This window comes from Roseococcus sp. (assembly GCF_965227005.1).
Lineage (GTDB): Bacteria > Pseudomonadota > Alphaproteobacteria > Acetobacterales > Acetobacteraceae > Roseococcus.
In genome coordinates this window covers 35,346-59,996 of sequence record NZ_CBDDFJ010000025.1, presented here as the reverse complement: position 1 = coordinate 59,996, position 24,651 = coordinate 35,346, and the positions used below count along the sequence as shown (strand labels likewise).

25 protein-coding genes are annotated in these 24,651 nt (G+C 70.1%); 10 read left to right on the top strand and 15 right to left on the bottom strand.

Annotated elements, in window-relative coordinates; genetic code table 11:
- The first annotated feature begins 77 nt into the window (after window positions 1-77).
- Window positions 78-863: an SDR family NAD(P)-dependent oxidoreductase gene (locus ACO057_RS14180; protein ID WP_421992795.1), complete on the top strand. Its 786-nt coding sequence runs from the start codon at window positions 78-80 to the stop codon at window positions 861-863.
- Between the two features lie 558 nt (window positions 864-1,421).
- On the opposite strand, the gene speE is transcribed toward ACO057_RS14180, so the two are convergent.
- The 9 genes from speE to ACO057_RS14135 all read right to left on the bottom strand — a co-directional run bounded on the left by speE (window position 1,422) and on the right by ACO057_RS14135 (window position 9,511).
- A complete protein-coding gene (gene speE / locus ACO057_RS14175) occupies window positions 1,422-2,285 on the bottom strand; it encodes a polyamine aminopropyltransferase (protein WP_421992793.1) in 864 nt (287 codons plus the stop codon).
- 74 nt (window positions 2,286-2,359) lie between these two features.
- Complete coding sequence (speD, locus tag ACO057_RS14170) at window positions 2,360-2,827, bottom strand: adenosylmethionine decarboxylase (protein WP_421992791.1); 468 nt, start codon at window positions 2,825-2,827, stop codon at window positions 2,360-2,362.
- A 179-nt stretch (window positions 2,828-3,006) separates the two neighbouring features.
- On the bottom strand, window positions 3,007-5,949 hold the full coding sequence (locus tag ACO057_RS14165; RefSeq protein ID WP_421992789.1) for a hypothetical protein: 2,943 nt from the start codon (window positions 5,947-5,949) through the stop codon (window positions 3,007-3,009).
- The gene (locus ACO057_RS14160) at window positions 5,949-6,554 is read right to left on the bottom strand and encodes a protein phosphatase CheZ (RefSeq protein ID WP_421992787.1); all 606 of its coding nucleotides are present in this window, start codon (window positions 6,552-6,554) and stop codon (window positions 5,949-5,951) included. The genes ACO057_RS14165 and ACO057_RS14160 overlap by 1 nt, the downstream gene beginning before the upstream one ends.
- A complete protein-coding gene (locus ACO057_RS14155; protein ID WP_421992875.1) occupies window positions 6,547-6,927 on the bottom strand; it encodes a chemotaxis response regulator CheY in 381 nt (126 codons plus the stop codon). Before ACO057_RS14155 ends, ACO057_RS14160 begins: the two co-directional genes overlap by 8 nt.
- Before the next feature lie 34 nt (window positions 6,928-6,961).
- Window positions 6,962-7,546 (bottom strand): MotE family protein, encoded by a 585-nt coding sequence (locus ACO057_RS14150; protein ID WP_421992785.1) that lies wholly within the window; start codon window positions 7,544-7,546, stop codon window positions 6,962-6,964.
- Complete coding sequence (locus tag ACO057_RS14145) at window positions 7,546-7,944, bottom strand: DUF6468 domain-containing protein (protein ID WP_421992783.1); 399 nt, start codon at window positions 7,942-7,944, stop codon at window positions 7,546-7,548. The genes ACO057_RS14150 and ACO057_RS14145 overlap by 1 nt, the downstream gene beginning before the upstream one ends.
- Window positions 7,941-9,005, bottom strand: a complete 1,065-nt coding sequence (gene fliM / locus ACO057_RS14140; protein WP_421992781.1) for a flagellar motor switch protein FliM — start codon at window positions 9,003-9,005, stop codon at window positions 7,941-7,943. Before fliM ends, ACO057_RS14145 begins: the two co-directional genes overlap by 4 nt.
- On the bottom strand, window positions 9,002-9,511 hold the full coding sequence (locus ACO057_RS14135) for a flagellar basal body-associated FliL family protein (protein WP_421992779.1): 510 nt from the start codon (window positions 9,509-9,511) through the stop codon (window positions 9,002-9,004). Before ACO057_RS14135 ends, fliM begins: the two co-directional genes overlap by 4 nt.
- A gap of 201 nt (window positions 9,512-9,712) precedes the next feature.
- Here ACO057_RS14135 and flgF point away from each other — a divergent pair, with 201 nt between their 5' ends.
- The 5 genes from flgF to ACO057_RS14110 are packed head-to-tail and all read left to right on the top strand — an operon-like array spanning window position 9,713 to window position 14,577.
- A complete protein-coding gene (flgF, locus tag ACO057_RS14130) occupies window positions 9,713-10,456 on the top strand; it encodes a flagellar basal-body rod protein FlgF (protein WP_421992777.1) in 744 nt (247 codons plus the stop codon).
- Between the two features lie 3 nt (window positions 10,457-10,459).
- A complete protein-coding gene (gene flgG / locus ACO057_RS14125) occupies window positions 10,460-11,245 on the top strand; it encodes a flagellar basal-body rod protein FlgG (protein WP_421992775.1) in 786 nt (261 codons plus the stop codon).
- Complete coding sequence (flgA, locus tag ACO057_RS14120) at window positions 11,245-12,177, top strand: flagellar basal body P-ring formation chaperone FlgA (RefSeq protein WP_421992773.1); 933 nt, start codon at window positions 11,245-11,247, stop codon at window positions 12,175-12,177. The genes flgG and flgA overlap by 1 nt, the downstream gene beginning before the upstream one ends.
- Complete coding sequence (gene flgH, locus ACO057_RS14115; RefSeq protein WP_421992771.1) at window positions 12,174-12,908, top strand: flagellar basal body L-ring protein FlgH; 735 nt, start codon at window positions 12,174-12,176, stop codon at window positions 12,906-12,908. Before flgA ends, flgH begins: the two co-directional genes overlap by 4 nt.
- 40 nt (window positions 12,909-12,948) lie before the next feature.
- On the top strand, window positions 12,949-14,577 hold the full coding sequence (locus tag ACO057_RS14110) for a GMC family oxidoreductase (RefSeq protein WP_421992769.1): 1,629 nt from the start codon (window positions 12,949-12,951) through the stop codon (window positions 14,575-14,577).
- Between the two features lie 60 nt (window positions 14,578-14,637).
- On the opposite strand, the gene ACO057_RS14105 is transcribed toward ACO057_RS14110, so the two are convergent.
- From ACO057_RS14105 to ACO057_RS14085, 5 genes are all read right to left on the bottom strand, one after another.
- Window positions 14,638-15,819: a M20 aminoacylase family protein gene (locus ACO057_RS14105; RefSeq protein ID WP_421992767.1), complete on the bottom strand. Its 1,182-nt coding sequence runs from the start codon at window positions 15,817-15,819 to the stop codon at window positions 14,638-14,640.
- Between the two features lie 27 nt (window positions 15,820-15,846).
- Window positions 15,847-17,385, bottom strand: a complete 1,539-nt coding sequence (locus ACO057_RS14100; protein WP_421992765.1) for a M81 family metallopeptidase — start codon at window positions 17,383-17,385, stop codon at window positions 15,847-15,849.
- A gap of 72 nt (window positions 17,386-17,457) precedes the next feature.
- A complete protein-coding gene (locus tag ACO057_RS14095) occupies window positions 17,458-17,994 on the bottom strand; it encodes a M20/M25/M40 family metallo-hydrolase (RefSeq protein ID WP_421992763.1) in 537 nt (178 codons plus the stop codon).
- Entirely contained in the window at window positions 17,994-18,719 is a 726-nt protein-coding gene (locus ACO057_RS14090) for a hydantoinase/carbamoylase family amidase (protein WP_421992761.1), read from the bottom strand. The genes ACO057_RS14095 and ACO057_RS14090 overlap by 1 nt, the downstream gene beginning before the upstream one ends.
- Window positions 18,716-19,684 (bottom strand): M20/M25/M40 family metallo-hydrolase, encoded by a 969-nt coding sequence (locus ACO057_RS14085; protein WP_421992759.1) that lies wholly within the window; start codon window positions 19,682-19,684, stop codon window positions 18,716-18,718. The genes ACO057_RS14090 and ACO057_RS14085 overlap by 4 nt, the downstream gene beginning before the upstream one ends.
- A gap of 390 nt (window positions 19,685-20,074) precedes the next feature.
- Between ACO057_RS14085 and ACO057_RS14080 the strand changes: the two genes are divergently transcribed.
- The 3 genes from ACO057_RS14080 (at window position 20,075) to ACO057_RS14070 (ending at window position 22,467) form a co-directional block, all read left to right on the top strand.
- Window positions 20,075-21,472: a hypothetical protein gene (locus ACO057_RS14080; RefSeq protein ID WP_421992757.1), complete on the top strand. Its 1,398-nt coding sequence runs from the start codon at window positions 20,075-20,077 to the stop codon at window positions 21,470-21,472.
- Window positions 21,372-22,094, top strand: a complete 723-nt coding sequence (locus ACO057_RS14075) for a dipeptidase (RefSeq protein ID WP_421992873.1) — start codon at window positions 21,372-21,374, stop codon at window positions 22,092-22,094. The genes ACO057_RS14080 and ACO057_RS14075 overlap by 101 nt, the downstream gene beginning before the upstream one ends.
- Window positions 22,095-22,173: 79 nt before the next feature.
- Window positions 22,174-22,467, top strand: coding sequence for a hypothetical protein (locus ACO057_RS14070; protein ID WP_421992755.1), 294 nt, complete (start codon window positions 22,174-22,176; stop codon window positions 22,465-22,467).
- 29 nt (window positions 22,468-22,496) lie between these two features.
- Here ACO057_RS14070 and ACO057_RS14065 read toward each other — a convergent pair whose 3' ends face one another.
- Window positions 22,497-23,480 carry an MBL fold metallo-hydrolase gene (locus ACO057_RS14065; protein WP_421992753.1) on the bottom strand — a complete coding sequence of 328 codons (984 nt, stop codon included), beginning with the start codon at window positions 23,478-23,480 and terminating at the stop codon, window positions 22,497-22,499.
- A gap of 187 nt (window positions 23,481-23,667) precedes the next feature.
- Here ACO057_RS14065 and ACO057_RS14060 point away from each other — a divergent pair, with 187 nt between their 5' ends.
- Window positions 23,668-24,648, top strand: coding sequence for a tripartite tricarboxylate transporter substrate binding protein (locus ACO057_RS14060; RefSeq protein WP_421992751.1), 981 nt, complete (start codon window positions 23,668-23,670; stop codon window positions 24,646-24,648).
- Window positions 24,649-24,651 lie beyond the last annotated feature (3 nt).

Here is a 24,651-nt window from a genome sequence, read left to right as displayed (position 1 = left end):
CCGAGGCGCACCCGCGCCCCTTCATCGCGCGGGATAACGCGTCTAGGCTTCCGGAAATTGCTCCTGGAGGAAGCCCCTTGAAGAATCTCTTCGACCTGACCGGCAAGGTCGCCATCGTCACCGGCGGCAGCCGCGGCATCGGCCGCGCCATCTGCGAGCGGCTGGCGGAGCATGGCGCCAAGGTCGTCGTCTCCTCGCGCAAGCTGGACGCCTGCCAGGAGGTGGTCGATTCGATCACGGGCGCGGGCGGCACGGCGATGGCGATCGCCTGCAACATCGGCCGCAAGCCGGAGCTCCAGGCGCTCGTCGACCAGACGGTCGCGGCGTATGGCCAGGTCGATATCCTGGTCTGCAACGCGGCGGTGAACCCCTATTTCGGCCCGACGCAGGACATCCCCGACGAGTCCTACGACCGGATCATGAATTCCAACGTCCGCTCGAATCTGTGGCTCTGCCAGATGGCGATCCCCGCCATGGCCGGGCGCGGCGCGGGCTCGGTGATCATCGTGAGCTCGATCGGCGGCTTCCGGGGCTCGGCGCGCCTGGGCATCTACGGCGTGTCCAAGGCCGCCGACATGCAGCTCGCCCGCGCGCTCGCGGTCGAATGGGGGCCGAAGGGCGTGCGCGTGAACGCCATCGCGCCGGGCCTGGTGAAGACCGATTTCGCCCGCGCGCTCTGGGAGGATCCGGTGAACCTGAAGAAGCGCACGCGCGACACGCCGCTGCTGCGCATCGGCGAGCCCGACGAGATCGCGGGCGCGGCCGTGTTCCTGGCCAGCGCGGCCTCGGGCTTCATGACCGGGCAGAGCATGGTCATCGACGGCGGCGTGCTGGCCGGGCCGCCGGTGCTCGAGGAGGAATAAGGGCAATACCGGCCGTCACCGGCCCCGACGTGAACGGGTGGGACGAGCGTCCCCCCAGGCGACTTCCGTCCGCGACGCCCCTCCATCGAGGGGTGCACCCAACCTCAACGGCCCGCGGGTCGTGGGGGATGGTGGCGGGACCGGCCTGAGCCGGACAGGGAAGTTGCCGCAAACACGCGCGAGACCCGGTGACGGCCGGAAACCGAATTCATTACCGGCCGCCACCGGCCGTGACGTGAGCGGGCATGACGCCCAGGCGAGATCTTTCCGCAACGCCCCTCGACCGAGGGGAAGCGCCCCGGGGGTGCGGCTCGCAGGCCGCGCCATCGGGTGGCGGGACCGTGGCGCGACAGGATCGCGCCACGGACAGGGACCTCGCCGCGGACACGCGCACGATGCGCGGCGGCGGCCGGAACTCGCCCCGATCAGACACGCGGCCTGATCGGGATCGGCTCTAGAGTCTTCTTCGTTCGCAAGGGCTCACTTCGAAGTCTCTAGCTCTTTGTTTTTACGAGTATCTTTACCCGACCAGACGATTCCGTCTGATCGGGTGATGCTTTAGGCGGGGAGGTTTTCCGCGATATAGGGCGGGAGCTGGAAGGCGCCCACGTGGATCTCCGGCGTCCAGTACCGGGTCTTGCCGAGAATGCCCGCGGCCTCGGCGCGCTGGCGGATCTCGGCGGCCGTCGCCGCGCGCAGGCCCTTGGTCTTGGCCGCCCAGCCCAGCGTCATGTAGCCGCCCACATAGGTGGGGACGGCCGCGACATAGGCCGAGATGTCCGTGAAGAACTTTCCACGGCGCTCGGAGGTCTCGCGCAGCTCGTCGGCCTGCATGAAGGGCACGCCGCACTGGTTCACGATCACGCCGTTCGCCGAGAGCAGGCGGGCCGCGTTCTGGTAGAACTCGTCGGTGAAGAGCACCTCGCCCACGCCGATCGGATCGGTGCTGTCGACGATGACGACGTCGAAGGAACCGGCCTCGGCCTTGCGAACGTAGTCGATGCCGTCGCCCACGATCACCTCGGCGCGCGGATTGGTCCAGGCGTCGCCGGCGATGTTGGGGAGGAACTCCTTGCACAGGCGGATCACCTCGCCGTCGATCTCGACCATGACGGCCTTCTCGACGGTGCTGTGCTGGAGCACGCGGCGCAGCACGCCGCCGTCACCCGCGCCGATGATGAGCACGCGCTTCGCCGCGCCATGCGCCAGCAGCGGCAAATGGGTCAGCATCTCCTGATAGACGAACTCGTCGCGCTCGGTGATCTGCACGACGCCGTCCAGCATCATCACGCGGCCATGCGTGAAGCTCTCGAAGATCATGATGTCCTGAAAGTCGCTCTTCACGCGGGCCAGCTCGCGCTTCACCGCGAAGCGCTGGCCCCATTCGGCGTAAAGGCTCTCGTTCACCCAGGAATCGGTCATGGTCTCACCTCTTCAGAAAGAAAAAGGGCCGGACGTTGCCGCCCGGCCCCGTTCGTATCCCGTTTGGATAACTGTCAGCCGATCAGGCCGCGCTTGTGCTCAGCGAGCTGAACATTCGCGGGCAGGAAGCCGCGCTTCAGCACCGGGATCGCCTTGTAGGGATCGCAGTCGCCGCAGACGAAGATGTCCAGCGCCGCGTAGTCCCGCTCGGGCCAGGTGTGAATGGAGACATGGCTCTCAGCCAGCACCAGCACGCCCGACACGCCGCCATTGGGCGAGAAGTGGTGGAAGTGCCCGTGCAGGATGGTCGCGCCGGAGGCCAGGGCCCCTTCGCGCAGCACCGCATCGATATGGCCGGGGTCGTCCAGATTGGTCGCGCCCCAGAGGTCGATGATCAGATGCGTGCCGGCGTAACGGACCCCGTTACGCTCCACGAAATAGTCCTTTTGCTCCACCGGACCGTTGTCAGCCGAAGCATGAGTCGTCTGGGCGTCGCTCGGAAGAAGATCCGAGTCCATCCCCAGTCGGACGAGAGAGTCCAAAATCGGGTTCCCCTTTCCCACCAGTAGATGACCAGGTGTATCGGCTGTGCGGCCACAGCGGCCGTCGGTTCGATCAGGTCAGCGGCGGGGGATATGGGGCCTGGGGGGCGGAGGGTCAAATGAAAATACATCCTGGGTCCCGTAAAAATCGCGGACCTCCCCCCCACCTCACGCACGACTCATCCTGCCGTGCGTTGTGCGGTCCGCAATGGCTCCAGCGTTTGGGGAAAACGCCGAAAGAGATTCAGTTCGCGTGCCAGACGCGGCAGATCCGCGAGGCCCTTCACGGGATCGGCCGTCAGGGCGTCGAAAGCCGAGGAAAGCTCGGGGTGGACCAGTCGGGTCGCGTAGCGCCGCCTGAGCTCCGCCAGCCCTGACTCGTCGCCGGCCATGGCAAGAAGAGCGGCGTTGCGGAGCACCAGATGCTGGAGGGCTTCGGGCAATGGCGCAGGCTGAGCCGGCGCGCTGGCCGCCAGATGCTGCGAAAGGGCCCTGGCGGCGCCGGAAAAATCCCGGGCCTCGGTGAGCAGGTCCGACAGCGCCTCGTCGCCGGCCGGGCCCAGCGTCCTGAGCGCCTCCATGGCCAGATCGCGGTTGCCCCGGCGGGCTTCGGCCTGGGCGGCGATCAGGCTTCGGCGTTCCGACAAGGGGGAAGGCAGGCGTGGCGCGGAACTGATGGCCAGCGCCTCCAGCGCGCCTTCCGCATCGCGCTCCCGCAGGCGCTGGGCCGCCAGCCGGGCTCCGAGCGCCGCCCGGTCCTCCCCGGCCGGCAGGCGTTCCATGGCCCTGTGCAACAGCCCGCCGGCGCGATCGGGAAGGTCGAGCGCGGTCAGGCGATCGGCCAGCAGGGCGACCACAGCCTCGCCGGCCGCGCCGCCCGGCAGAAGCTCCGGATGGGCGTCATAGAGGGCCACGGCGCCGATCGGCGGCTCCGCCTCCAATGCCTGCACGAAGGCCTGCTGGATCGGATCGCGCAAGGCGAGCGCGCGCTCGGGGAAGAGCGCCTCGGTCTCGCGGAGGAGCGCCAGGGCCGCGCGGGGGTCGCCCGCCTCGCGGCGAAGCGCGGCCAGGCGCTCGCGGGTGTGGATCTCCTGGGCATCGCCGCGCCAGGCGAAGAGCGTCTGTTCCAGATGCCGCGCCGCGCCGGAGGCGTCCAGGCGGCCGGTTCTCAGGCGAAGCTCGATGGCCCGTCGCTGAGCGCGGGACCGCATCAGCCGGTCGCGGCTGGCGGCCGCCGCCTCATAGGATCTCAGGGCGCTGTCGGACTGCCCTTCGGCTTCCTCCAGCAAGGCCTGGGCCAGGAGCAGCGAGGGCTCCTCGCCCGCCGCCTCGATGAGTCGGCGAGCGGCAGACGGCTGGCCGCCCTCGGCCAGGGCCTCGGCCGCGATCGGCAGCAGCCGCCGCCGCAGGCCATCGGGATAGGACAGGAGCAGCGGCAGGGTCGCGGCCAGGCCCTGGGCGGCCGCGGCGGCCTCGCCCTGCACCGCCACGCGCAGCGCGCGCCAGAGGAGGACCTCGTCCGATGCGGGAAGCTCCGCGTCCAGCCCGCTCGCCTCGGCGGACCGCCCGGCCAGGAGGGCCGCCATGCCCGACAGAAAGTTCGGCCGGGCCTCCTCCCCGGCCTTGGGGCTTTCCTGAACGGCGAGGCGGAGCATCGCCTGCGCCTCCTGCGGCAGACCGAGGGCCAGAAGTGTCTGCGCGGCGGCGATCCGTGGTTCCGCGCGCAGCAAGGGCGCAACCGTCCCGATGCTGGCCTGTTGCGACCGCAGCCGTTCCTGCAGCGCCGGAACCGGCTGTTGCGGAAGGTCGAAGCTGCGCGTCAGGCCGGTCTCCACGGAGCCGCCTTCGAGCGCCGGGCCGGCCAGGGCCAGGGCGCCACCGTCGATGGAGAGGAGAAAGCGCGCGGTCCCCGTCCGCAGCGCCACCCGATCGGCCCGGGCCAGTACGGCCACGCCGAGGAAGGTCTCCAGCAGATCGAATTCGGCCAGGCTGCGCGCCGCGGCCTGGCGCGCCTGGGCCCCGGTCAAGGTACCGATGAGGAGCGGCAGGCCCGTTAGAGGATCGGCCAGCGTCACGACGCGAGAGGGGCTGGCCACGGCCAGGCTGGCGCGATCGCCCTCCAGTTCCACGCGCAGCGCCGGCGCGGTGGGTGTTTCGGAACTGGCCAGGGGAATGGGCCGCACGAACCAGTCGGTCCCCTCCTGGCGCAGGACGAGTTGGCGGTCGGGCGGCAGGCTCCAGGTGACGACCGTCGCGCCGGCCAGCCGCTGTGCCTGGATGCCGCGGAAGCTCGGATCGCGCAGCAGGGCGCCGAATTCGATCGGGCGCTCGGTGTCCAGGATGAGCAGGAGTTGATCGCCGCGCCGCAGGGCTGCCGCGCCGATGCCAGCGCCCAAAGGCAGCCGCATGGTTGGACCCTGCCCCGGCTCGTCGATGAGGCGCGCGCGGACCGGCTGCGGTCCGGCCAGACTGGCCAGCGAGGGCGAGCCCGTCGCCGGCGAGGGCGGCGCGGGGACAGGCGGCATCGCCTCCAGCAAGGGTCGGGGGCCGGGGGCGGCAATGGGTTCGGATGCATCCGGGGGCGCGGCAGCCGTCGGACCGCGTCGCGTCTCGGTCGGAATCACGGGGCTGGGCGGCGCTTCCGCCACAGCTGGCGTGGGCAATGCGAGAGGCGGCGTCGCGGTTGCCCCGTCCGATGCCGTCCGTCGATCCGTCGAGGTTGCGTCGTCGCGCTGCCGAGTGGTGGCCTGGCGGATGGGGGGCTGGGCCGCGGCAGTCTCGGCCGGATCCAGGATGTCCAGCGCGACCTTCGGGCCGTTGCGGAAGTGCCGGATGCGCGTCCCCTGCCGCAAGGTCAGCTCGATCGCACCCTCGACCCTGCTGACCGCGAGCAGATTGCGCGTCAGGCGACGCGCGCCGCCGAGGTCGATCGCGTCCTGGTTCGGAAAGCGCAGCAGCACGCGGTCGCCCTGCTGCTCGACGCTGTAGCGGGGCGCGGCCGCCCAGTCGAAGACGATCCGGCCAAAGCCCGGATGTTCGCCCAGCCGGACGCCGACGCGATCCTGCGCCGCGGCCGGAGCCGCCAGAAGACCGAGCCAGAGGCTGAAGGCGACGCGCCGCATCAATCGAAGCTCGCCAGGAGCTTGTCGATCTCGGCCTGGCTGCTGGCCGCGGCCGGAAGCTGCGGTCCATTGGCCAAAGCGCGGCCTTCGGTCGTCGCCGTGATGGGTCGGCTCTCCTCGACCGCCGGCAGGCTTCCCGCGCCGGGGCCAAACCGCGCCGTCACGGCCGCCACGCGGTTCTCGATCGCCTTGAGCGCGGAGACCACCTTGCCGATGCGCTGGCCCGTGATGTCCTGGAAGCTGCAGGCCTCATAGATGCGGGTGACGAAGGCGGCGAGCTTCTCGCGCTCGGCGGCGGGCAGACGGGACTGCATAGCCTCCAGCCCCTCGCAGACATCGAGAATCTCGTTGGTCGCATTCGCCGTGTGCTCGACCACGGCGTCGAGCTCATCGGTCGCGCGCGGGATGTGGCTCGCATTGATGTCGTCCACCCGCAGCGCCGCGATCTCGGTCTTGGCGTGCTGGACCTCGCGGCCGAGGGCTTCCAGCTCCGCCAGCAGCGTGGCCTCGGTCGTGGTGATGTCGCCGGCAAGGCTGCCGAGCACCTGGCGCACGGCCCGCTCGATCGCATCCGGGGTGCCCTCGGGCAGGAGCGTGTCAGGCATGGACCAGCACCTTCTCGATCTTCTCGCGCAGCGTCTCGGCGTTGAAGGGCTTCACGATGTAGTTGGAGACGCCGGCCTGCTTGGCCGCGACGACATTCTCTGTCTTGCTCTCGGCCGTGATCATGATGAAGGGCAGGCTCCGCAGCCGGGCATCAGCCCGCACCTCCTTCAGCAGGTCGAGCCCCGTCATCGGCTCCATGTTCCAGTCGCTGATGACGAGGCCGAAATTTCCGGCGCGCAGCTTCGCCAGGGCTTCCGAGCCGTCCGTCGCCTCCTCGACATTGTCGAATTCGAGCTGCTTGAGCAGATTGCGGATGATCCTCAGCATCGTCTTGTAGTCGTCGACGATGAGGACGTTCATGTTCTTATCCAGGGCCATCTTGCGATCCTTTTCGCGGTGGGGTGTTTCAGTCGTCGCGGCGCGAGCGATGGCGGGCGAGCTCGGTGGTCACCAGTCGCGCGCGCTCCGTCCGCATGGCCGCGAGGACGGGGGCGGCCTTGGCCTCGCGCATGCGATCGACCACCTGGATGAGCACCGGCATGTCGAGGTCGTCGAAGATGCCCGCGGCGTCGCGCGGCCGCATGCCCTCATAGAGCCGGACCATCTGCCGCCACCCCTGCTCGGTGCGCTCGTCGCGCGAGCGGGCCTCGGCCTCCAGCCGCTGTTGCAGGGCGGCGAGCTCGTCCAGCCGCCCCGTGAGACGCCGCTCGACGGCGGCGACGAGGATTTCGCGCTGGGCGAGAGCGGCTTCGCGGGCCTCGATCTCCGTGCGTCGCGCGCGCAGGGCTTCGAGAACGGCGCGCTCCGCCACGGCATCGGGCGCGGGCGGCGCGGGAGCGGCGGTGGCCGCCGGGGGCGCGGGCGCGCTCGCCAAGGCGGGACTCACCAGGGCCACCGAAGGCCGCGAGCCCTGGAAAAGCCCGCCCAGCTTCACGCCGAGCAGGGCCACCATTCCCACCAGAGCCAGCGGCAGGAGGCGCGGGCGCGGCATCATTTGAGACCCAGCGCGCGGATCAGCTCGCGCTCGGCCTCGCTGCGCACGGGCTGCGCCGCGGGCGCGAGGGGCCGCGCGGCCTGGACCGCGCTTTCCAGACGGTCGGCCAGGGCCTCGGACCGCTCAGCCAGATAGCGAAGATCCTCGCGGATCGCCTCGGCGCCGGCGACGCGCTCGGCCACCTGCCGGCCGGCCAGTTCGGCGGTGGCCCGCAGGCGCAGCAGCGCGGCCTCCGCGTGGCGGGAAGCCTCGCCCAGGCCCGCCGCGCCCTGCTCCAGCGCCGCGCGATCCGCGCGCAACGCGCGCAGCATCCGGTCGAGCCGCCAGGCCATGGGCAGGGTCATGCCCAGCAGGCCGATGACGGTGAGCTGCACGATCCATTCGAGCGCGTTCATGCCAGGGCCTCCGCGACAGGGCGCAGCGCTTCGGAGATGCGGACCGCCTGCCGGTTCTCCCGGCGTCCGAACTCGCCCTCGAAGAGCTGGACGGGGCCGCATTGCAGCGTCACGGGCGAGCCGGGCGCGGCATTCAGGACGATCCGGTCACCGGGCTGCAGCGCGATCACGCTGGAGAGCGGCATCACCTGCTGGTCCAGCACCACGTCCAGCGAGACCTCGGTGTGGCGCAGCTGTTCGGCGAGATGGGTTTCCCAGATGCTGTCGCGGCCGAATTTCTCGCCCATGAACTGCTGCAGCAGAAGCTCGCGCACGGGCTCCAGCGTCGCATAGGGCAGCAGCAGCTCGAGCCGGCCGCCGCGATCCTCCATGTCGATGCGCAGCCGCGTCAGCACGCAGGCATTGGACAGCCGCGAGATGGCGGCGAAGCGGGGATTGACCTCCAGCCGCTCGAACAGGAATTCGACATTGGTGATGGGCGCGAAGGCATCGCCCAGATCCTTCAGCACGACGCCGATCAGCCGCTCCACCAGCGTGCGCTCGATGGTGGTATAGGGCCGCCCCTCGATGCGCATGGCGGCCGTTCCGCGACGCCCGCCGAGCAGCACGTCCACCACCGAATAGATCATCGAGGAATCGACGACGATCAGCCCGAAATTGTCCCATTCCTCGACCTTGAAGACCGCCAGCATCGCCGGCAGCGGCACGCTGTTCAGGTAGTCGCCGAAGCGCTGGCTCGCGATGCTGTCGATCGAGACCTCGACATTGTCGGAGGTGAAGTTGCGCAGCGAGGTCGAGAGGATGCGCACCAGCCGGTCGAAGATGATCTCCAGCATCGGCAGGCGCTCATAGGAGACGAGGCCCGAATGGATCATCCGCTCGATGCCGGTCCGGGCGGCCTGGCCCCCTTCCCCGTCATCCTCGAAGCCCAGCAGGCTGTCGATCTCGGCCTGGTTCAGGACGCGGGCCGCATCGGGCGCGACCTCCGGCTCGGAGGCAGGGGGCTCCTGCTCGAGCGCCGCCCCCCAGGCGGCGGCCAGGTCGTCCTCCTCGCCGCTCATTGGACCAGGATCTCGGTGAAGAGGACGTCAGTGATCCGCGCCGGCGCGGCGGCGATATTGGCGCGCGCGATCAGCTCCTCGCGCAGGCGGTGAGTGCCCACGCTGCCGCGCAGTTCCTCGGGACGGATCTCGCGCAGATAGGTGGTGAAGAGGTCGACCAGCCGCGGCATGGCCGCCTGCAGCATTGCCGCATCCTGCGCGCCGGAGACCTCCATCTGGCTCTTCAGCCGGATGAAGGCGCGCCGGCCAGGGGCGTTGAGATTGGCGGTGATGTCGGGCATCGCCACGAAGACGGGCTGGCGCGGCGCGGGCATGGGCTCGGCCCGCACCAACGCGCCCTGCTCGGTCGAATGAAGCCCCAGCATCCCCGGCAGGATGCCGCCGAACCACAGTCCCGCACCGATCCCCGCCAGGACCAGCGGCAGGCCCAGCAGGATCAGCTTCTTCTTCATCCCGCCGCGCGGAGGACCGCCCTCGGCCGGCTCCTCGCTCTTCTTCGCCGCCATTGGCGCCCACACCTTCCTGGTTACCGGTGAGGCATCCTCGCGCCAGGAGGTTAACGAAGCGTTGAACGGCGCGCGGCCTCGCGAAAGCTGCCGACCACGGGCAATCCTTGCCGCCATGCACCGGGCAATCCCTGCCGAAAGCGCCCTCCCCGGCTGGCACGCGCCTTGCGATCCCTGGGCCAGCCCTTTTGGAGCGCCGCCATGGACAGCCCGAGCTACATCGTTCTCTCCCGCCTGACCGCCCAGATGCGCGCGAGCGACATCACCGCGCATAACCTCGCCAATGCTGACACGCCCGGCTTTCGCGCGAGCCGCCCGGTCTTCGCCGAGGTGGTCACGCGCCAGGGGCGCGTCGCCGGGCCCCAGGGCGCGCGCGAGGTCGACTATGCCTGGGACCGCGCAAGCTGGCGCAACCTCACGGCCGGTCCCATCACCACCACAGGCAATCCCTTCGACGTCGCGATTTCCGGCGAGGGTTATTTCGCCGTCGAGACGTCGCAGGGCGAGCGCTACACGCGCGCCGGCCGCTTCGCCCTGGGCCAGGATGGCCGCCTCGTGGACCAGCAGGGCAACGCCGTGCTGAACGCCAATTCGCAGCCCTTGGCCATCGCGCCCGGCGACACGCGCATCGAGATTCTGGGCGACGGCACCGTCCGCAGCGAGAACGGCGTGCTCGGCCGACTGCGTCTCGTGCGCTTCGAGAACCAGCAGGCCCTGCGCGCCGAGGGCGACCGCAACTTCGACGCTGGCGGTGAGCAGCCCGAGGAGGTGGCGCGTCCCGCCGTCGTGCAGGGCGCGGTGGAGGGCAGCAACGTGCAATCCGTCGTGGAGATGACCCGCATGATGGCCGAGCTGCGTGAATTCCAGATGGCCAGCCAGTTCCTCGAACGCGAGGGCGACCGCCAGCAGAGCGCCATCGACCGCCTGCTGCGGCGGAGGAACTAGACCATGCGATCCCTGCACATCGCCGCCACGGGCATGCTCGCCCAGCAGACCAATGTGGAGGTCATCTCGAACAACCTGGCGAATATGAGCACGACCGGCTTCAAGCGCCGCCGCGCCGAGTTCCAGGACCTGATCTATCAGAACCTCCGGCGCGTCGGTTCGCAGAGCAGCGACACGGGCAGCGTCCTGCCCTCGGGCGCGCAGATCGGCCTGGGCGTGCGCACGGCGGCGATCTATCGCGTGTCCGAACAGGGCAGCCTGCAGCAGACCGAGAACCGCTTCGACCTCGCGATCCGCGGCAATGGCTATTTCCAGATCCAGCTGCCCTCCGGCGAGATCGCCTATTCGCGCGACGGCACCTTCGCGCTGAGCCCGGAGGGCGTGATCGTGACGGCCGAGGGCTATGTGGTGCAGCCGGGCATCACCATCCCCGCCGCCGCGCGCGACGTGACGATCAATGCGAGCGGCGAGGTTCTGGCGGCGCTGGACGGGCAGCTCGCGCCGCAGAATGTCGGCCAGATCCAGACCGCCATCTTCGCCAATGAGGGCGGGCTGGAGGCGGTGGGCGACAACCTCTTCCTCGCCACGCCGGGCTCGGGCCAGCCGCAGGCCGCCGCGCCCGGCCAGCCGGGGCATGGCGCGGTGTCGCAGGGTTTCATCGAGACCAGCAACGTGAACACCGTGCAGGAGATCACCTCGCTGATCACCGCCCAGCGCGCCTATGAGATGAACAGCCGGGTGATCACCGCCTCCGATGCGATGCTCGAGACGCTGACGAGGCTGCGCTGATGCGCCGGCGCGCTCTGGCCACGCTGCTGGCCCTCGCGGCACCCGCCGCGGCGTCGGAGCCCGCGATGCTGCGGCCCCACGCTTTGCTGGAGGGCGATACGCTGCGCCTCTCCGACCTCTTCGAGAATGCGCCCGACACGGTCATCGCCGCCGCGCCGCAGCCCGGCCGGCGGATGGTGCTGGAGACGCAGAACCTGCTCAACATCGCGCGGCGCCATGGCCTGGCCTGGCGGCCGCTCACCGCCGCGGACCGGATCGTGGTGGAACGGCCGGGGCGGCCGGTGCCGCGACCCGAGATCGAGGCCGTGCTGCGCGACGAGCTCGCGCGCCAGGGCATCGAGGCCGAGACGGAGATCGAGCTTCCGGGGCTCGTCCCACCGATGATCCCGGCCGGATCGTGGTTCCAGCTCGCGATCGAGGGGGCCTCTGTCGAGCAGCCCGGCGCGCGCTTCCAGGCGACGCTGGTCGTGCTCGCGGATGGCATGGCCACGCAGCGGTTGCGCCTGGCCGGACGCGCCGTGACCACGGTGCCCGTGGTGGTCGCCACGCGGCGCCTGGCGCTGGGCGAGATCGTGGGCCGCAATGACGCGCGGCTGCTCCGGATGCGCGCCGAACGCGTTCGCCCCGGCCATGCCCAGCAGCTGGAGCAGGTCGTCGGCCAGGAGCTGCGACGTCCGATGGCGGTCGATCAGGGTTTCGCCGTGGTCGACCTCGGCCCGCTCTCGATCGTGCTGAAGAACGCGCTCGTGACCTTGCTGCTGGAATCGCCCGGCATCTCGCTCACCGCCCAGGGCCGCGCGCTGGAGGCCGCCGCGCGTGGGGCCAGCGTGCCGGTGATGAACCTCGCCAGCCGCAGCATCGTGGAGGGCGTGGCGGTCGCGCCGGGGCGCGTGCGGGTCGCGATGGGCACCATCCCGATGGCCGCGCGATGAGCCCGCGCCTCGCTGTCCTCGCGCTGCTGGCGCTGGCCGGATGCGGCCAGGCCGAGCGTCTCTCGCGCATCGGCCGCGCGCCCGACATGTCGCCCATGACCAACCCGACGGAGGATCCCCGCTGGCGCCCCGTCACCATGCCCATGCCCCAGCCGCGCGAGGCGCCGCCCATGGCGAATTCGCTCTGGCGATCGGGCAGCAGCACCTTCCTGCGCGACCAGCGCGCGGCGCAGGTGGGCGACCTCATCACCGTGCTCGTCTCGGTCCAGGACGAGGCGCAGCTGCAGAACCGGACCCAGCGCAGCCGCAATGGCACGGAGGCCATGGGCGTGCCCAATCTCCTCGGCCTGGAGACGCAGACGCGCCGCCTGCTGCCGCGCGGCGCCAATGCCGAAAGCCTGGTCAACACCAACAGCGCGGGCGCGAGCGACGGCAACGGCACCGTCCGGCGCAACGAGCAGATCACGCTGCGCCTCGCGGCCACCGTCACGCAGTCCCTGCCCAACGGCAACATGGTCGTGATGGGCCGGCAGGAGGTGCGCGTGAACAACGAGCTGCGCGAGCTCTCCGTGCAGGGAATCGTGCGCACCCAGGACATCGCGAGCGACAACACGGTGCGCCACGACCGTCTGGCCGAGGCGCGGATCGCCTATGGCGGGCGGGGCTCACTGTCGGATATCCAGCAGCCCCGGCTGGGGCAGCAGCTGATCGACATCTTGTCGCCCTTCTGATCGGCGCTAGGCTATCCTGCAAACAGGGGGGACCGCGCCGATGGACGAGTTCGACTACGTGATCGTGGGCTGCGGCGCGGCAGGCTCGCTGCTGGCGGCGCGGCTCAGCGAGGACCCGGGCGTGTCCGTCTGCGTGCTCGAGGCCGGGCCGAAGGACCGCAACCCCTTCATCCACATCCCCGCCGGCTTCATCAAGACGCTGAAGGACCCCGGCGTCACCTGGCAGTTCAGCACCGAACCGACGGAGCGCACGGGCGGACGGCGCATCGACACGGTGCAGGGCCGCACGCTGGGCGGAAGCTCCTCGGTGAACGGGATGATCTATAACCGCGGACAGCCCAACGACCTCGACCATTGGGCGCAGCTGGGCAATCGCCATTGGGGCTATGCCGACAGCCTGCCCTATTACCGGCGCACCGAGCGGCGCATCGGCTTCGGCGACGACGCCAGGCGCGGCCGCACCCAGGGCATTCCGGTCACCGACATGGACTGGATCCATCCGCTCTCCGAGGCCTTCATCGCCGGCTGCGTCGGCATGGGGATTCCGCGCAACCCCGACTACAACAGCGGCGACCAGGCGGGCGTGGGCTATTTTCAACGCGCGATTCTCAACGGCAAGCGCGTGAGCTCCTATCGCGCCTTCCTGCATGGCGCGCTGAGCCGGCCTAACCTCTCGCTGCGGACCAATGCGCGCGCCAATGCCATCGTGCTGGAGGGCAAGAAGGCCGTCGGCGTACGCTACATCTCCGAGCGCGGCGGCACGCCGACCGAGGTGCGGGCGCGGCGCGAGGTCATCCTCTCGGGCGGCACGGCGAATACGGCGCGGCTGATGCAGGTCTCCGGCATCGGGCCGTCCTGGCTGCTGCAGAAGCTCGGCGTCGAGGTGAAGCACGAGCTGGCCGGCGTGGGCGAGAATTTCCGCGACCATTACGCCAGCCGCTTCGTGATGCGCGCCAAGCCCGGTGTCGAGACGCTGAACGAGCTCTCGCGCGGGTTGAAGCTCGGCAACCAGATCCTGCGCTGGGGGATGAAGCGCGACAGCATCCTCGCCACCGCGCCCTCGCATGTGCATGTCTTCTGGAAGAGCTTCGAAGGATTGGACCAGCCGGACCTGCAATGCGTCTTCACGCCCGGCTCCTACAAGGAGGGCATGGTCTATGTGCTGGACGACTATCCCGGCATGACGGCCGGCGCCTGGCAGCATCGCCCGGAGAGCAAGGGCTGGGTGCGCGCGCGCAGCGCCGACGTCTTCGAGGATCCCGAGATCCAGCCCAACTACCTTTCCGACGAGAACGACCGCCGCGTGCATATCGGCGGCATGCGGCTGCTGCGGCGGATGCTCGCGACACCCCAGCTCGCGCCCTTCGTGGACACCGAGACCCTGCCCGGCCACGACGTGCAGACCGATGACGAGCTGCTCGACTTCGCCTTCAAGAACGGCAGCACGACCTATCATCTGATCGGCACGGCCCGCATGGGGCCGGACACCGATCCGATGGCGGTGGTGGATGATCGCCTGCGCGTGCGCGGGCTTCAGGGCCTGCGCGTGGTCGACGCCTCCATCATGCCCTCGATGACCAGCGCCAACACCTATGCGACGACGCTGATGATCGCGGAGAAGGCGAGCGACTTCATCCGCGGGCGGGAGCTGGAATCGGCGGCCGCTTAGAGCAGATCCCGATCAGGCTGCTTTGCCTGATCGGGTGAAGATGCTCGAAAAACAAAAGGCCTAGCCGCGCGAAAGCTCTTTCTCGACGATGCCGACGAAGCAGCTCGCTCCGATCGGCAGGAGGTCGTCGTTGAAGTCGTAGCGGCCATTGTGGACGGGCACGGCGTGCCCGCCATCCTCGCCCGCCTGCCCGAGCAGCAGGAAGGCGCCGCCGGGCGAGGCCAGGAGCATGTAGGAGAAGTCCTCGCCCGCCGTCAGCGAGGGCAGGTCGGACTTGATGCCCTCCTCGCCGACCACGGCGGTGGCCGCCTCGGCCGCCAGGGCGGATTGCTCGGGCGTGTTGATGGTCGGCGGATAGGAGCGGCGGTAGTCGAGCTCCAGCTCCAACCCATGCGCTTCGGCCGTGCCCTTCACCATCGCGTGGAAAAGCTCGTCCATCTGCTTGCGGTTCTCAGGCGTGAGCGTGCGGATGGTGCCGCGCATCTCCACCACCTCGGGGATCACGATGTCGGAGGTGCCGGCATGGAACTGGCCGATGGAGAGCACCGCCGTGCTGTGCGGGTTCATCCGCCGGCTCACCAGCGATTGCAGCGCGCTGTAGAGCTGTGTCGCGCCGGGCAGCGGGTCCAGCCCCAGATGCGGCGCGGCGGCGTGGCTGCTGCGGCCCTTCAGCTTGATCGAGAAATAGTCCACCGCGGCCAGCACCGTGCCGGGGCGGATCGCGACGATGCCCAGCGGCAAGGTCGGCTGGTTGTGGATGCCATAGACCGCGTCGCAGGGAAAACGCTTGAACAGCCCGTCCTCGATCATGGCCAGCGCGCCGGTCAGCCCCTCTTCGGCCGGCTGGAAGATGAAGTGGACGGTGCCGGCGAAGTCGCGCGTCGCGGCCAAATGCTTGGCAGTGCCGAGCAGCATGGTCGTATGCCCGTCATGGCCGCAGGCATGCATGGCGTTGGGGTTGGTGCTGCGATGGGCGAAGTCGTTGAGCTCGGGCATGGGCAGCGCGTCCATGTCCGCGCGCAGCCCGATGCTGCGATTGCCCGGATGCTTGCCGCGCAGCACGCCGACGACGCCGGTCTTGCCGATCCCGCGATGCACCTCCAGCCCCCAGGATTCCAGCTTCTCGGCCACGATGGAGGAGGTTCGCACCTCCTCGTAGCCGATCTCGGGATGGGCATGGAAATCGCGGCGCCATTCCCGCATTTCGGGCTTCAGCGCCGCAAGGGCTTCGAGGATCGGCATGGGTTTCGCTCCGTTCCGGTTGCGGGGTTAGTCGGCGCCGCCCTGGGCCGCGGCGGGACGGCGGAATTTCTTCCAGCCGAAGCGGCGGTTGTCGCCCGGGCGCAGCCGCATCTCCTCGCGCAGCGCCGTGAAGGGCAGCGTCGCGGGATCGGCCACCACGGGGCCAGGCGCGGCGGCGACGATCACCGTCTCGGCGATGGGCTGGAAATGCGCGCGGAAATGCACGCTGGACTTCACCGCCAGGATCTTCTGCTCGGAGGGCTCGACGCCGAGCTGGAGGAACATCGACTGGTCATGCGCCTGCATCTTGCGGCTGACGACGACCACGCGCACCCCGCCGATCCGCAGCAGCGCCGCGGGGCCGAGATCCGCCGGATTTCCCTTGCCCATCGGCCCGGTCAGCGTGAACTTCCCGTCGCCCAGCCGCTCCACCACGCCGGTGACCTGCAAAGGCGCGCCGTCGCTCTTGCCGCCGAGCGCCAGCGTCACCGTCGCGCCCTCGCCGGCCGCGTGGCAGGCCAGGGCGGCCTCGGCGTCGTTCATCGGCGCGATGACCGCGCCCTGGGCGTCCTGGCGGATGAGCTCGGCCAGCAGGCCGGTCGTGTCGCCATGGCCGCCGCCGCCGGGATTGTCCTGGGTGTCGGCGATCACCACCGGCTTGCCGGCGCCGGAGGCGATGCGGATCGCCTCGGCCACCGCTTCGGACGCGTCCTGCACGCCGCCGATGAAGGCGCTCTCCTGACCGGCGATGTAGCCGGCCAGCGCGTCGGCGGCGGCGGCCGCCGCCTCCTTGGTCTCGCCATAGGCCGCGATGGCCTGGCCGCAGCCGGCGAAGTCGGCATAGGGGAAGCCGAAGCAATAGGCGAGCTCGACGACCTGCTTCTCCAGTTCGAGCCGCTTGGCCATCACGCCGGCCATGGGCTCGACCATGGTGCACTGGCTGGTGATGGGGATGAGGAAGTCCAGCTCGCGATATTCCATCGCCCAGGGCTTGCCGCGCGCGATGCGCTCGATCAGCAGGCCCATGGAGCGGCGGCCGACGGCCAGCATGTCGACATGCGGATAGGTGCGATAGGGCACGATCACGTCGCAGCACTCGGCCATCAGCCGCGTCATATTGGCATGCGGATCGAGCGTGATGGCGAGCGGGATCTCGTTTCCGGCGACGGCGCGGATGCGGCGCAGCACCTCGCCCTCGGCATCGGAATAATCCTCGCTGACCATGGCGCCGTGCAGGTCGATGAAGATGCCGTCCAGCGGGCCTTCCATCAGCGCCTGGGACAGCGCGTCGAGCAGCATCGCGCTGATGCGCTCGAAGGCCTCTCGCGTGACGGGGCCGGCAGGCTGGGCAAAGCACCAGCCCAGCGGGGCGATGGTCGCGCCCTTGCCCGTGGCCTCGGTGATGGCGCCGGCGGCGCAGACCGAGGTGCCCTTCAGGGCCTCGACCATCTTCGACGCGCGCAGCAGCGGCGGCAGGCCGCCCGGCTGGAGGAAGTTCACCCAGTGCGTGACGACGGGGGCGAAGGAGTGGCTCTCGTGCAGGAAGCCGCCGACGGCGATGCGCATCTTATCGTTCCTTGGAATTTGTAGCGGCGATAACAGGATCGCCGGAGTTGGACAGCCCCGCGAAGCGTGGAATCACGGCTGCACGAGCCGCGCCGTCGCCAGGGCCGCATCGGCCAGGACCTGCATCCCCGCCGTCGCCCATTCGGGCGTGATGCTCTCGGCCTCGTTGTGGCTGAGCCCGCCATGGCAGGGGCAGAAGACCATCACCGTCGGGACGCGGCGCGCCATATAGACAGCGTCGTGGCCGATGCCGGTGGGGATGTCGCGCCAGTTCAGCCCGCGCGCCGTCGCGCCGTCGCGGGCGGCCTGGATCAGCGCGGGATCGAAGGGCGTCAGCGGCGAGTGCCAGAAGCGCGTGACGGTGATCTTCACGCCGCGCGCGAGGCTGATCTCCTGCGCGCGCGCCGTCAGCGCCGCCTCCATCCGCGCGAGGCAATCGGGGTCGCCATGGCGCATGTCGATGGTGAAGAAGACGCGGCTGGGCGCGATGTTCCGGCTGGAGGGATAGATGTCCACCACCCCCACCGTCCCGCGTCCCGCCTCGCCACCGGGCGAGAGGGTGGCGAGCGCGCATTCCTCGACGAAGGCGATGAGCGGCGCGGCCGCCATCATCGCATCGCGCGCCGCCCGGCCATGGGCGAGCCGCCATGGGCCTCCTCGCCCTCCACGACCACCTCGAACCAGGTCTGGCCGAGCGCGTGGGTGACGATGCCGACGTCCTGGCCGCCATCCTCCAGCAGCTTGCCCTGCTCGATATGCAGTTCGAGATACTGGCCGACCTTCTGGAGGTCCGTCGGGTCCGCCGTGCCCTGCCAGCCGATGCGCCGCAGCTCCTCGCCGAAGACGGCGCCGTCGAAGGCCTGCTTCGCCAGGACCTCGGCCTCGGTGAAGATGCCCATGGCCGCGCCGCTGCCCATCATGGGCGGCGAGAAGCGCGAGCCTTCCTCGTTCGTCCAGTTGATGAGGAGCATGGGCGCCTCGGTCTGCGCGCCCGCCTCATGCAGGGCCCGCATGATCTCGAGCCCGGCCAGCACGCCCAGCACGCCGTCATACTTGCCGCCCGTGGGCTGGGTATCCAGATGGCTGCCGATGGCGACCGGCGGCAGCGCGGGATTCCGCCCCTCGCGCCGGAAGATCATGTTGCCCAGGCGATCGACGGTGAGCGTCAGCCCCGCCGCCTCGCCCCACTTCTGGAAGAGCGCGCGGCCCTCGCCGTCCACATCGGTAAGCGTCTGGCGGTTGCAGCCGCCCTTGGCCGTGCCGCCGATCTTCGCCATCTCCATCAGGCTGTCCCACAGCCGCGCGCCGGAGAGCGGGAGGTTGGTCGGGCTCATGCGCGTTCCACCCCGCACCATTGCGCCATGGTCAGCGCGATGGTGCGCGTGATGCCGTGCATGCTCTCGATGCCCACACTCTCGTCGATGCCGTGGATCTCCTGCGCATCCGGCCCGAAGACCATGCAGGGGATGTCGCCATAGAGGACGAAGTGGCGCGCATCGGTCAGGCCCAGGATGGGCATGCCGCGCAGCTCGCTGCCCGTCGCATCGGCGTAGCTCCGGCGCGAGAGGCGGCCGATATCGGTCTCGACCGAAAGCTCGCAGGCCTCGGCCATAAAGCCCTTGAACTCCAGCTTCACCTGGGCGCCGCGCAGACGGTCGTCGGTGGCCGCGCGGGCCACGAGACGCTCGATGTCCTCGCGCACCTGGCGGGCGGAATAGCCGAGCATGACGCCGACGCGCATGCCGATGCGGCAGCGCGTGGCGACCGAGCTGTTCCACTCGCCGCCCTGGATCGTGCCGAAATTCACGTTCACCGGATGGTTCACACCGTGGAAGGCGGCGTGGATGTTCTCGGCGCGGTTGCGCTCGGCCTCGTAGTCCTTGAAGGCGCCGGCGATGACGTTGGCGGCCTCGATCGCATTGATGCCCGACTGCATGTCGCGCACATGCGCCGGCCTTCCGCTCACCGTCACCCAGGCCCAGACCACGCCGACCTCGGCCGAGTAATAGGCATCCACGCCCGGCCCCGGCTCGGGGATGATGGCGGCATCGGCGCGCGGCATGGCGAGCATCGTCGCGAGCGCGCCGTTGCCCGTGCATTCCTCCTCGATGACGGCCTGGAGCTGGACCTCGGCGGCCGGTTGCAGCCCGGCCCGCTTCAGCGCGGCGAAGGCCATGCAATAGCTGACGACGCCCGCCTTCATGTCGCCCGCGCCGCGGCCATAGACGCGCCCGTCGCGGATGGTGGGGACGAAGGGCGGCGTTTCCCCACATATCGGCCGCGCCCTCGGGCACGACATCCACATGGCCCTGGAGCACGAGGCTGCGGCCCTGCGCGGCCTTCGGCCGGTGGATCGCGGCGACATTGTCGCGCCCCTCGTAGTCGATGAGCGGCGGCGAGAAGCCGGGATGGCCCTCCAGCTTCTCCGGCACCGTGGGCACGCGCCGCGGCGCGAGGCCGAGATGGCGGTACAGCCGCTCCATCTCGTTCAGCGCCGAGGCCTCGTTGCCTAGGGTCGAGGGGACAGCGAACCAGGCGGAAGAGCCAGTCCAGCGTCTCGTCACGCAGCGAATCGGCGGCGTCGAGGATGGCGCGACGGGCGCCGGCATCGAGTGGGATCATGGGGCCGCAGCATGGCCAGCGCGGGGCGCGGTTGTCCAGGGCGCCCAGGCGCGCTTCACTCACGCCCATGAAGGCCTTCCATCATCCCGACGAGGCGCTTCACGCGCCGCAATTCTTCCTCACGCGCGGCACGGTACGCTCGAATTTCGAGATACCCGCCCGCGCGGCCGCGCTGCGCGCCGGGCTGGAGGCGCTGGGCCTCGCGCCGGCAACCACGCCACCCGCCACGCGCGAGGAGCTGCTGAAGCTCAACACGCCCGAATATCTCGAATTCCTGGAGCAGGCCGCCGCCCAATGGGCCGAGCTGCCCGGCGCCGGCCCCGAGGTCGTGGCCAATATGTTCCCCACGCCGGAGATGCTGGCCCAGACGCAGCGGGCGCCCACGCATGTCATCTCGCGCGCCGGCGCGCACATGGCCGACACCGCCTGCCCCATCGGCCCCGGCACCTGGACGGCGGCGATCGGCGCGGCGGGCTGCGCGCTGGCCGCGGCCGATGTCGCCGCGCAGGGTGGCGCGGCCTATGCGCTGTGCCGCCCGCCCGGGCACCACGCCTATGCGGGCCGCGCCGGCGGGCATTGCTACATCAACAACAGCGCGCTCGCCGCGCAGCGGCTGCGCGATGCGGGCGCGGCGCGCGTGGCGGTGCTCGATATCGACAGCCACCACGGCAACGGCACCCAGGGCATCTTCTGGGATCGCGACGACGTGCTGACCATCTCCATCCACGGCGACCCGGCGCGCTACTACCCCTGGTATGTCGGCTTCGCGGAGGAGACGGGGGACCGCGAACCTCAATCTGCCGCAGGAATTCGGCACGGGCGACGAAGGGTGGCTCGCCGCGCTCGACAACCGCCATCGCCGCCATCACCGCCTTCCGGCCCGACGCGCTGGTCGTGCCGCTGGGCTTCGACGCGAGCGAGTTCGAGCCGCTCGCCTCGCTCAAGGTCACGCAGGGACGGCTTCGCCCGCGCGGGCGCGGCAATCGGCCGGCTCGGACTGCCCACCGCCATCTGCCAGGAGGGGGGGCTACAACGTGGATCTGATCGGCAGGCTGCTGGAACGCTTCCTCACCGGCTTCGGAGATTCGAAGTGAACCAGCTCAACCCGCTCGTCCTCGACACGCATATCGACATCCGCTGGCCCGAGACGCCCGACTGGCTCAGCGAAACCCGCCAATGCGTGGACCTGCCGCAGATGATCGCGGGCGGCATGAGCGCGGCCGTCTTCATCGCCTATGTCGGCCAGGGCGCGCGCGACCATTGCCGGCCATGCCGCGGCCGCCGCGCGGGCGGAGGCGATGCTCCACCACATCCGCGCCCGCGCCGATGGCGTGGCGAGCCGCTTCTGCGCCACGCCCGAGGCGGTGGAGGCGAGCTTCGCCGCCGGCATCCCCGCCGTGCTCTCGGCCGTGGAGAACGGCTATGCCATGGGCCACGATCTCGGCCGCATCGCGCAATGGCGTGAACTCGGCGCGATCTATCTCACCCTCACCCATGACGGGCACAACGCGCTGTCCGACAGCGCGCGGCCGCGCAAGAACCTGGGCGATGGCGAGAGCGAGCATGGCGGGCTCTCCGCCCTCGGCCGCACGGCCATCCGCGAGATGAACCGCGTGGGGCTGATGCTCGATGGCTCGCATGTCTCCAAGGACGGGATGATGCAGGCGGCGGCGCTCTCGCGCGTGCCCATCGCGGTCACGCACACGGCCTGCGCCGCGCTCAACGCCCATCCGCGCAACCTTGACGACGAGCAGCTCGACGCGCTGCGCGCCTGCGGCGGCGTGGCGCAGATCACCGCCGTCGCCTCCTTCCTCAAGGCGCCGGGCGCCAATGGCGTGACCCAGGCGAGCGTGGCCGATCTCGTGGACCATGTGGAGCACGCCATCCGGCGCATCGGCCTGGACCATGTCGGCATCTCGTCGGATTTCGACGGCGGCGGCAGCGTCGTCGGCTGGGCGAATGCGGCCGAGACGCGCAACGTCACCGCCGAGCTCGAGCGCCGCGGCTATGGGCCGCGCGAAATCGGGCTGCTCTGGTCGGGCAATTTCCTCCGCGTCTGGCGCCAGGTGCTGCGCGGCGCCGGCTGACGGGACCGACGCGACAAAACGCGCGATCCACCCGCCGCGCGTTCGGGCCATGTTCGGCGCCCCATCAGGAGCGCCGGACGTGACCCGCTTCCGCCTACTCTTCGTCTTCGACGCGCTCGTCGCCCTCTTCGTGCTGCAGCAGATCCTGTCCCTCGTGACGGACCGCGGCAGCTATCCGGCCCTGCTGGGGCTGGAGTTCCTGGCCCTCGCGATCTGCCTCGGCTGCCTCTGGGGCGCGGTGGCGCTGAAGGCCCGCGGGCGACCTGGCCAGGCGAGCCTGGTGCTGCTCATCCCCGCGATCCCGGCCCTGCTGGCACTGCTGGGGATAGGCCTGCTCATCCTCCTCTTCAGCATGGGCGGGGCCCATCACTAGGGGCCCCGCCGCCCTCCCGGCCGGGCTCCCTATTCCAGCGAGGTCACTTCCATCGGCGAGGGCAGCCAGCTGAAGCCCTCGGTCTCGCGCACCACATGGCCGAGCCCCGGCCAGGGGAAGTGGTAGGACAGCACCTGCGTGCGGTCCGTCGCGAAGCGGTCCAGCGCCCGCGCGCGCGTCTGCGCCGACATCTTGGGATCCGTGTCGAAGGAGAATTCCCAGAGCGGGCGGCGCAGCAGCAGCACCTGGTGATGCGCGAGGTCGCCCGAATTCACCAGCGTCCGCCCGCCCGAGGTGATCGCGTAGATCGTGTGCCCCAGCGTATGCCCCGGCGCGGCGATCGCCTGGATGCCCGGCACCACCTCCGCCCCGTCCCGCACCATCACCATCCGGTCGCGATAGGCGTTGAGATTCTTGGTCGCGCCGTCGATGAAGGCGGTCATGAATTCGGGGCCGCGCTTATTGGCGGGGTCGGTCCAGTAGCGCAGGTCGGTCTCGGTCACCGCCACCTGGGCGTTGGGGAAGTTGCGGTTGCCCTGGGCGTCGACCAGCGCCCAGCAATGGTCGCAATGGGCGTGGGTGAGGATGACCATGTCGATCTGCGCGGGCTCGATGCCCGCCGCGCGCATGTTGCGCAGCAGCCGGCCCGTCGTGGGGCCGAACATCTGGCTGGCCGCGCCCATGCTGTCGCCCATGCCCGTGTCGAAGAGGATGAGCTGGCGGCCGGTGTTCACGATGAGCGCGTTCTGCTCGAGATTGGCCGCGTTCACCGGCAGGAAATTCGACTCCATCAGCGAGGCGATCTCGGCCGCCGGCGAGGCGGGGAAGGCCGGGCCGGGCTGGCCGAGCGGAAGGCGTCCGTCCGAGACCACGGTGGCCTCGAACTCGCCGATGCGGAACCGATGCCAGGCGGGCGGCAGGTCGTTGCGGAAGGGCGCGGCGGCTTCGGCCATGAAGGGCACGGAGGCCAAGGCGGCGCCCGCTCCCAGCAGGGTGCGGCGGGGGATGTTCATGCGGTGTCTCCTCCTGATGTGCGCCGTCATCTGCGGAGGGCGTCACATGCGGATGGATACACCCTTGCAACCTCCGGATGCTACGACCGGATGCGGGCAGCCTGCGCGTGTGGCTTCGCAACTGCGAAGCTGCCGGGTTGCGGAGCCGACCCTCAAGTCATCAGACTTCCACGAAACGGAGGAAACGATGATCCAGCTCACCCGCCGCACCCTTCTGGGCGCGTCGTTGGCCGTTCCATCCCTCGCCCCGTCGCTGGCGCAAGGCCGCTTTCCCGACAAGCCGCTGCGCGTCTTCGTGCCCTGGACGCCGGGAGGCGCCACCGACATCCAGATGCGCACGGTCTGCGACATCGCCTCGCGCCATCTCGGCCAGCCGATCGTCGTGGAGAACAAGCCCGGCGCCTCGGGCACGCTCGGCCCCCAGGCCATGCGCGACTCCCGGCCCGACGGCTATACGCTCAGCCAGATGCCGCTCGGCACCTTCCGGATGCCCGCGCTCATGCGCGCCTCGGGCATGACGCCGACCTATGATCCTCTCACCGACTTCACCTGGATCATCCGCCTCGTGGGCTATATGGGCGGGGTGGTCGTCCGCCCCGACGCGCCCTGGCGGACCATGCAGGAACTGATCGACCACACCCGCGCCAATCCCGGGAGGGTCTTCTTCGGCACGCCGGGCGCGAATACGACCGACATCGTCCCCCGCCGCGTCGCGCGGCAGGCGGGGCTGGACTGGACGCCGGTGGCCTTCCGCGGCGCGGCGCCCAATCTGCAGGCGCTGCTCGGCCGGCAGATCGACTTTTCCGCCGAGACCTCCGCCTGGTCGGACATGGCGCTCGAGGGTCGGGTACGGCCGCTCGCGGTCTGGACCTCGGCGCGCGCGGCGCGCTTCCCCGATGTGCCGACCTTCCGCGAGATCGGCTACGACTACACCGCGGAGAGCAGCTACGGCATCGCCGCCCCGCGCGGCACGCCCACCGAGATCGTCCTGGCCATTCACGACGCCTTCAAGCTGGCCGTGAACGACCCGCAGCATCTGGCCGTGCTCGCCCGCTTCGACATGCCGGTGCGCTATCTCGATCCCGAGGGCTATGCCGATGATTCGCGGCTGATGAACGAGCAGGAGATCGAGACCGTGCGCGAGCTGGGCCTGCGCCTGGGCGGTTGACGG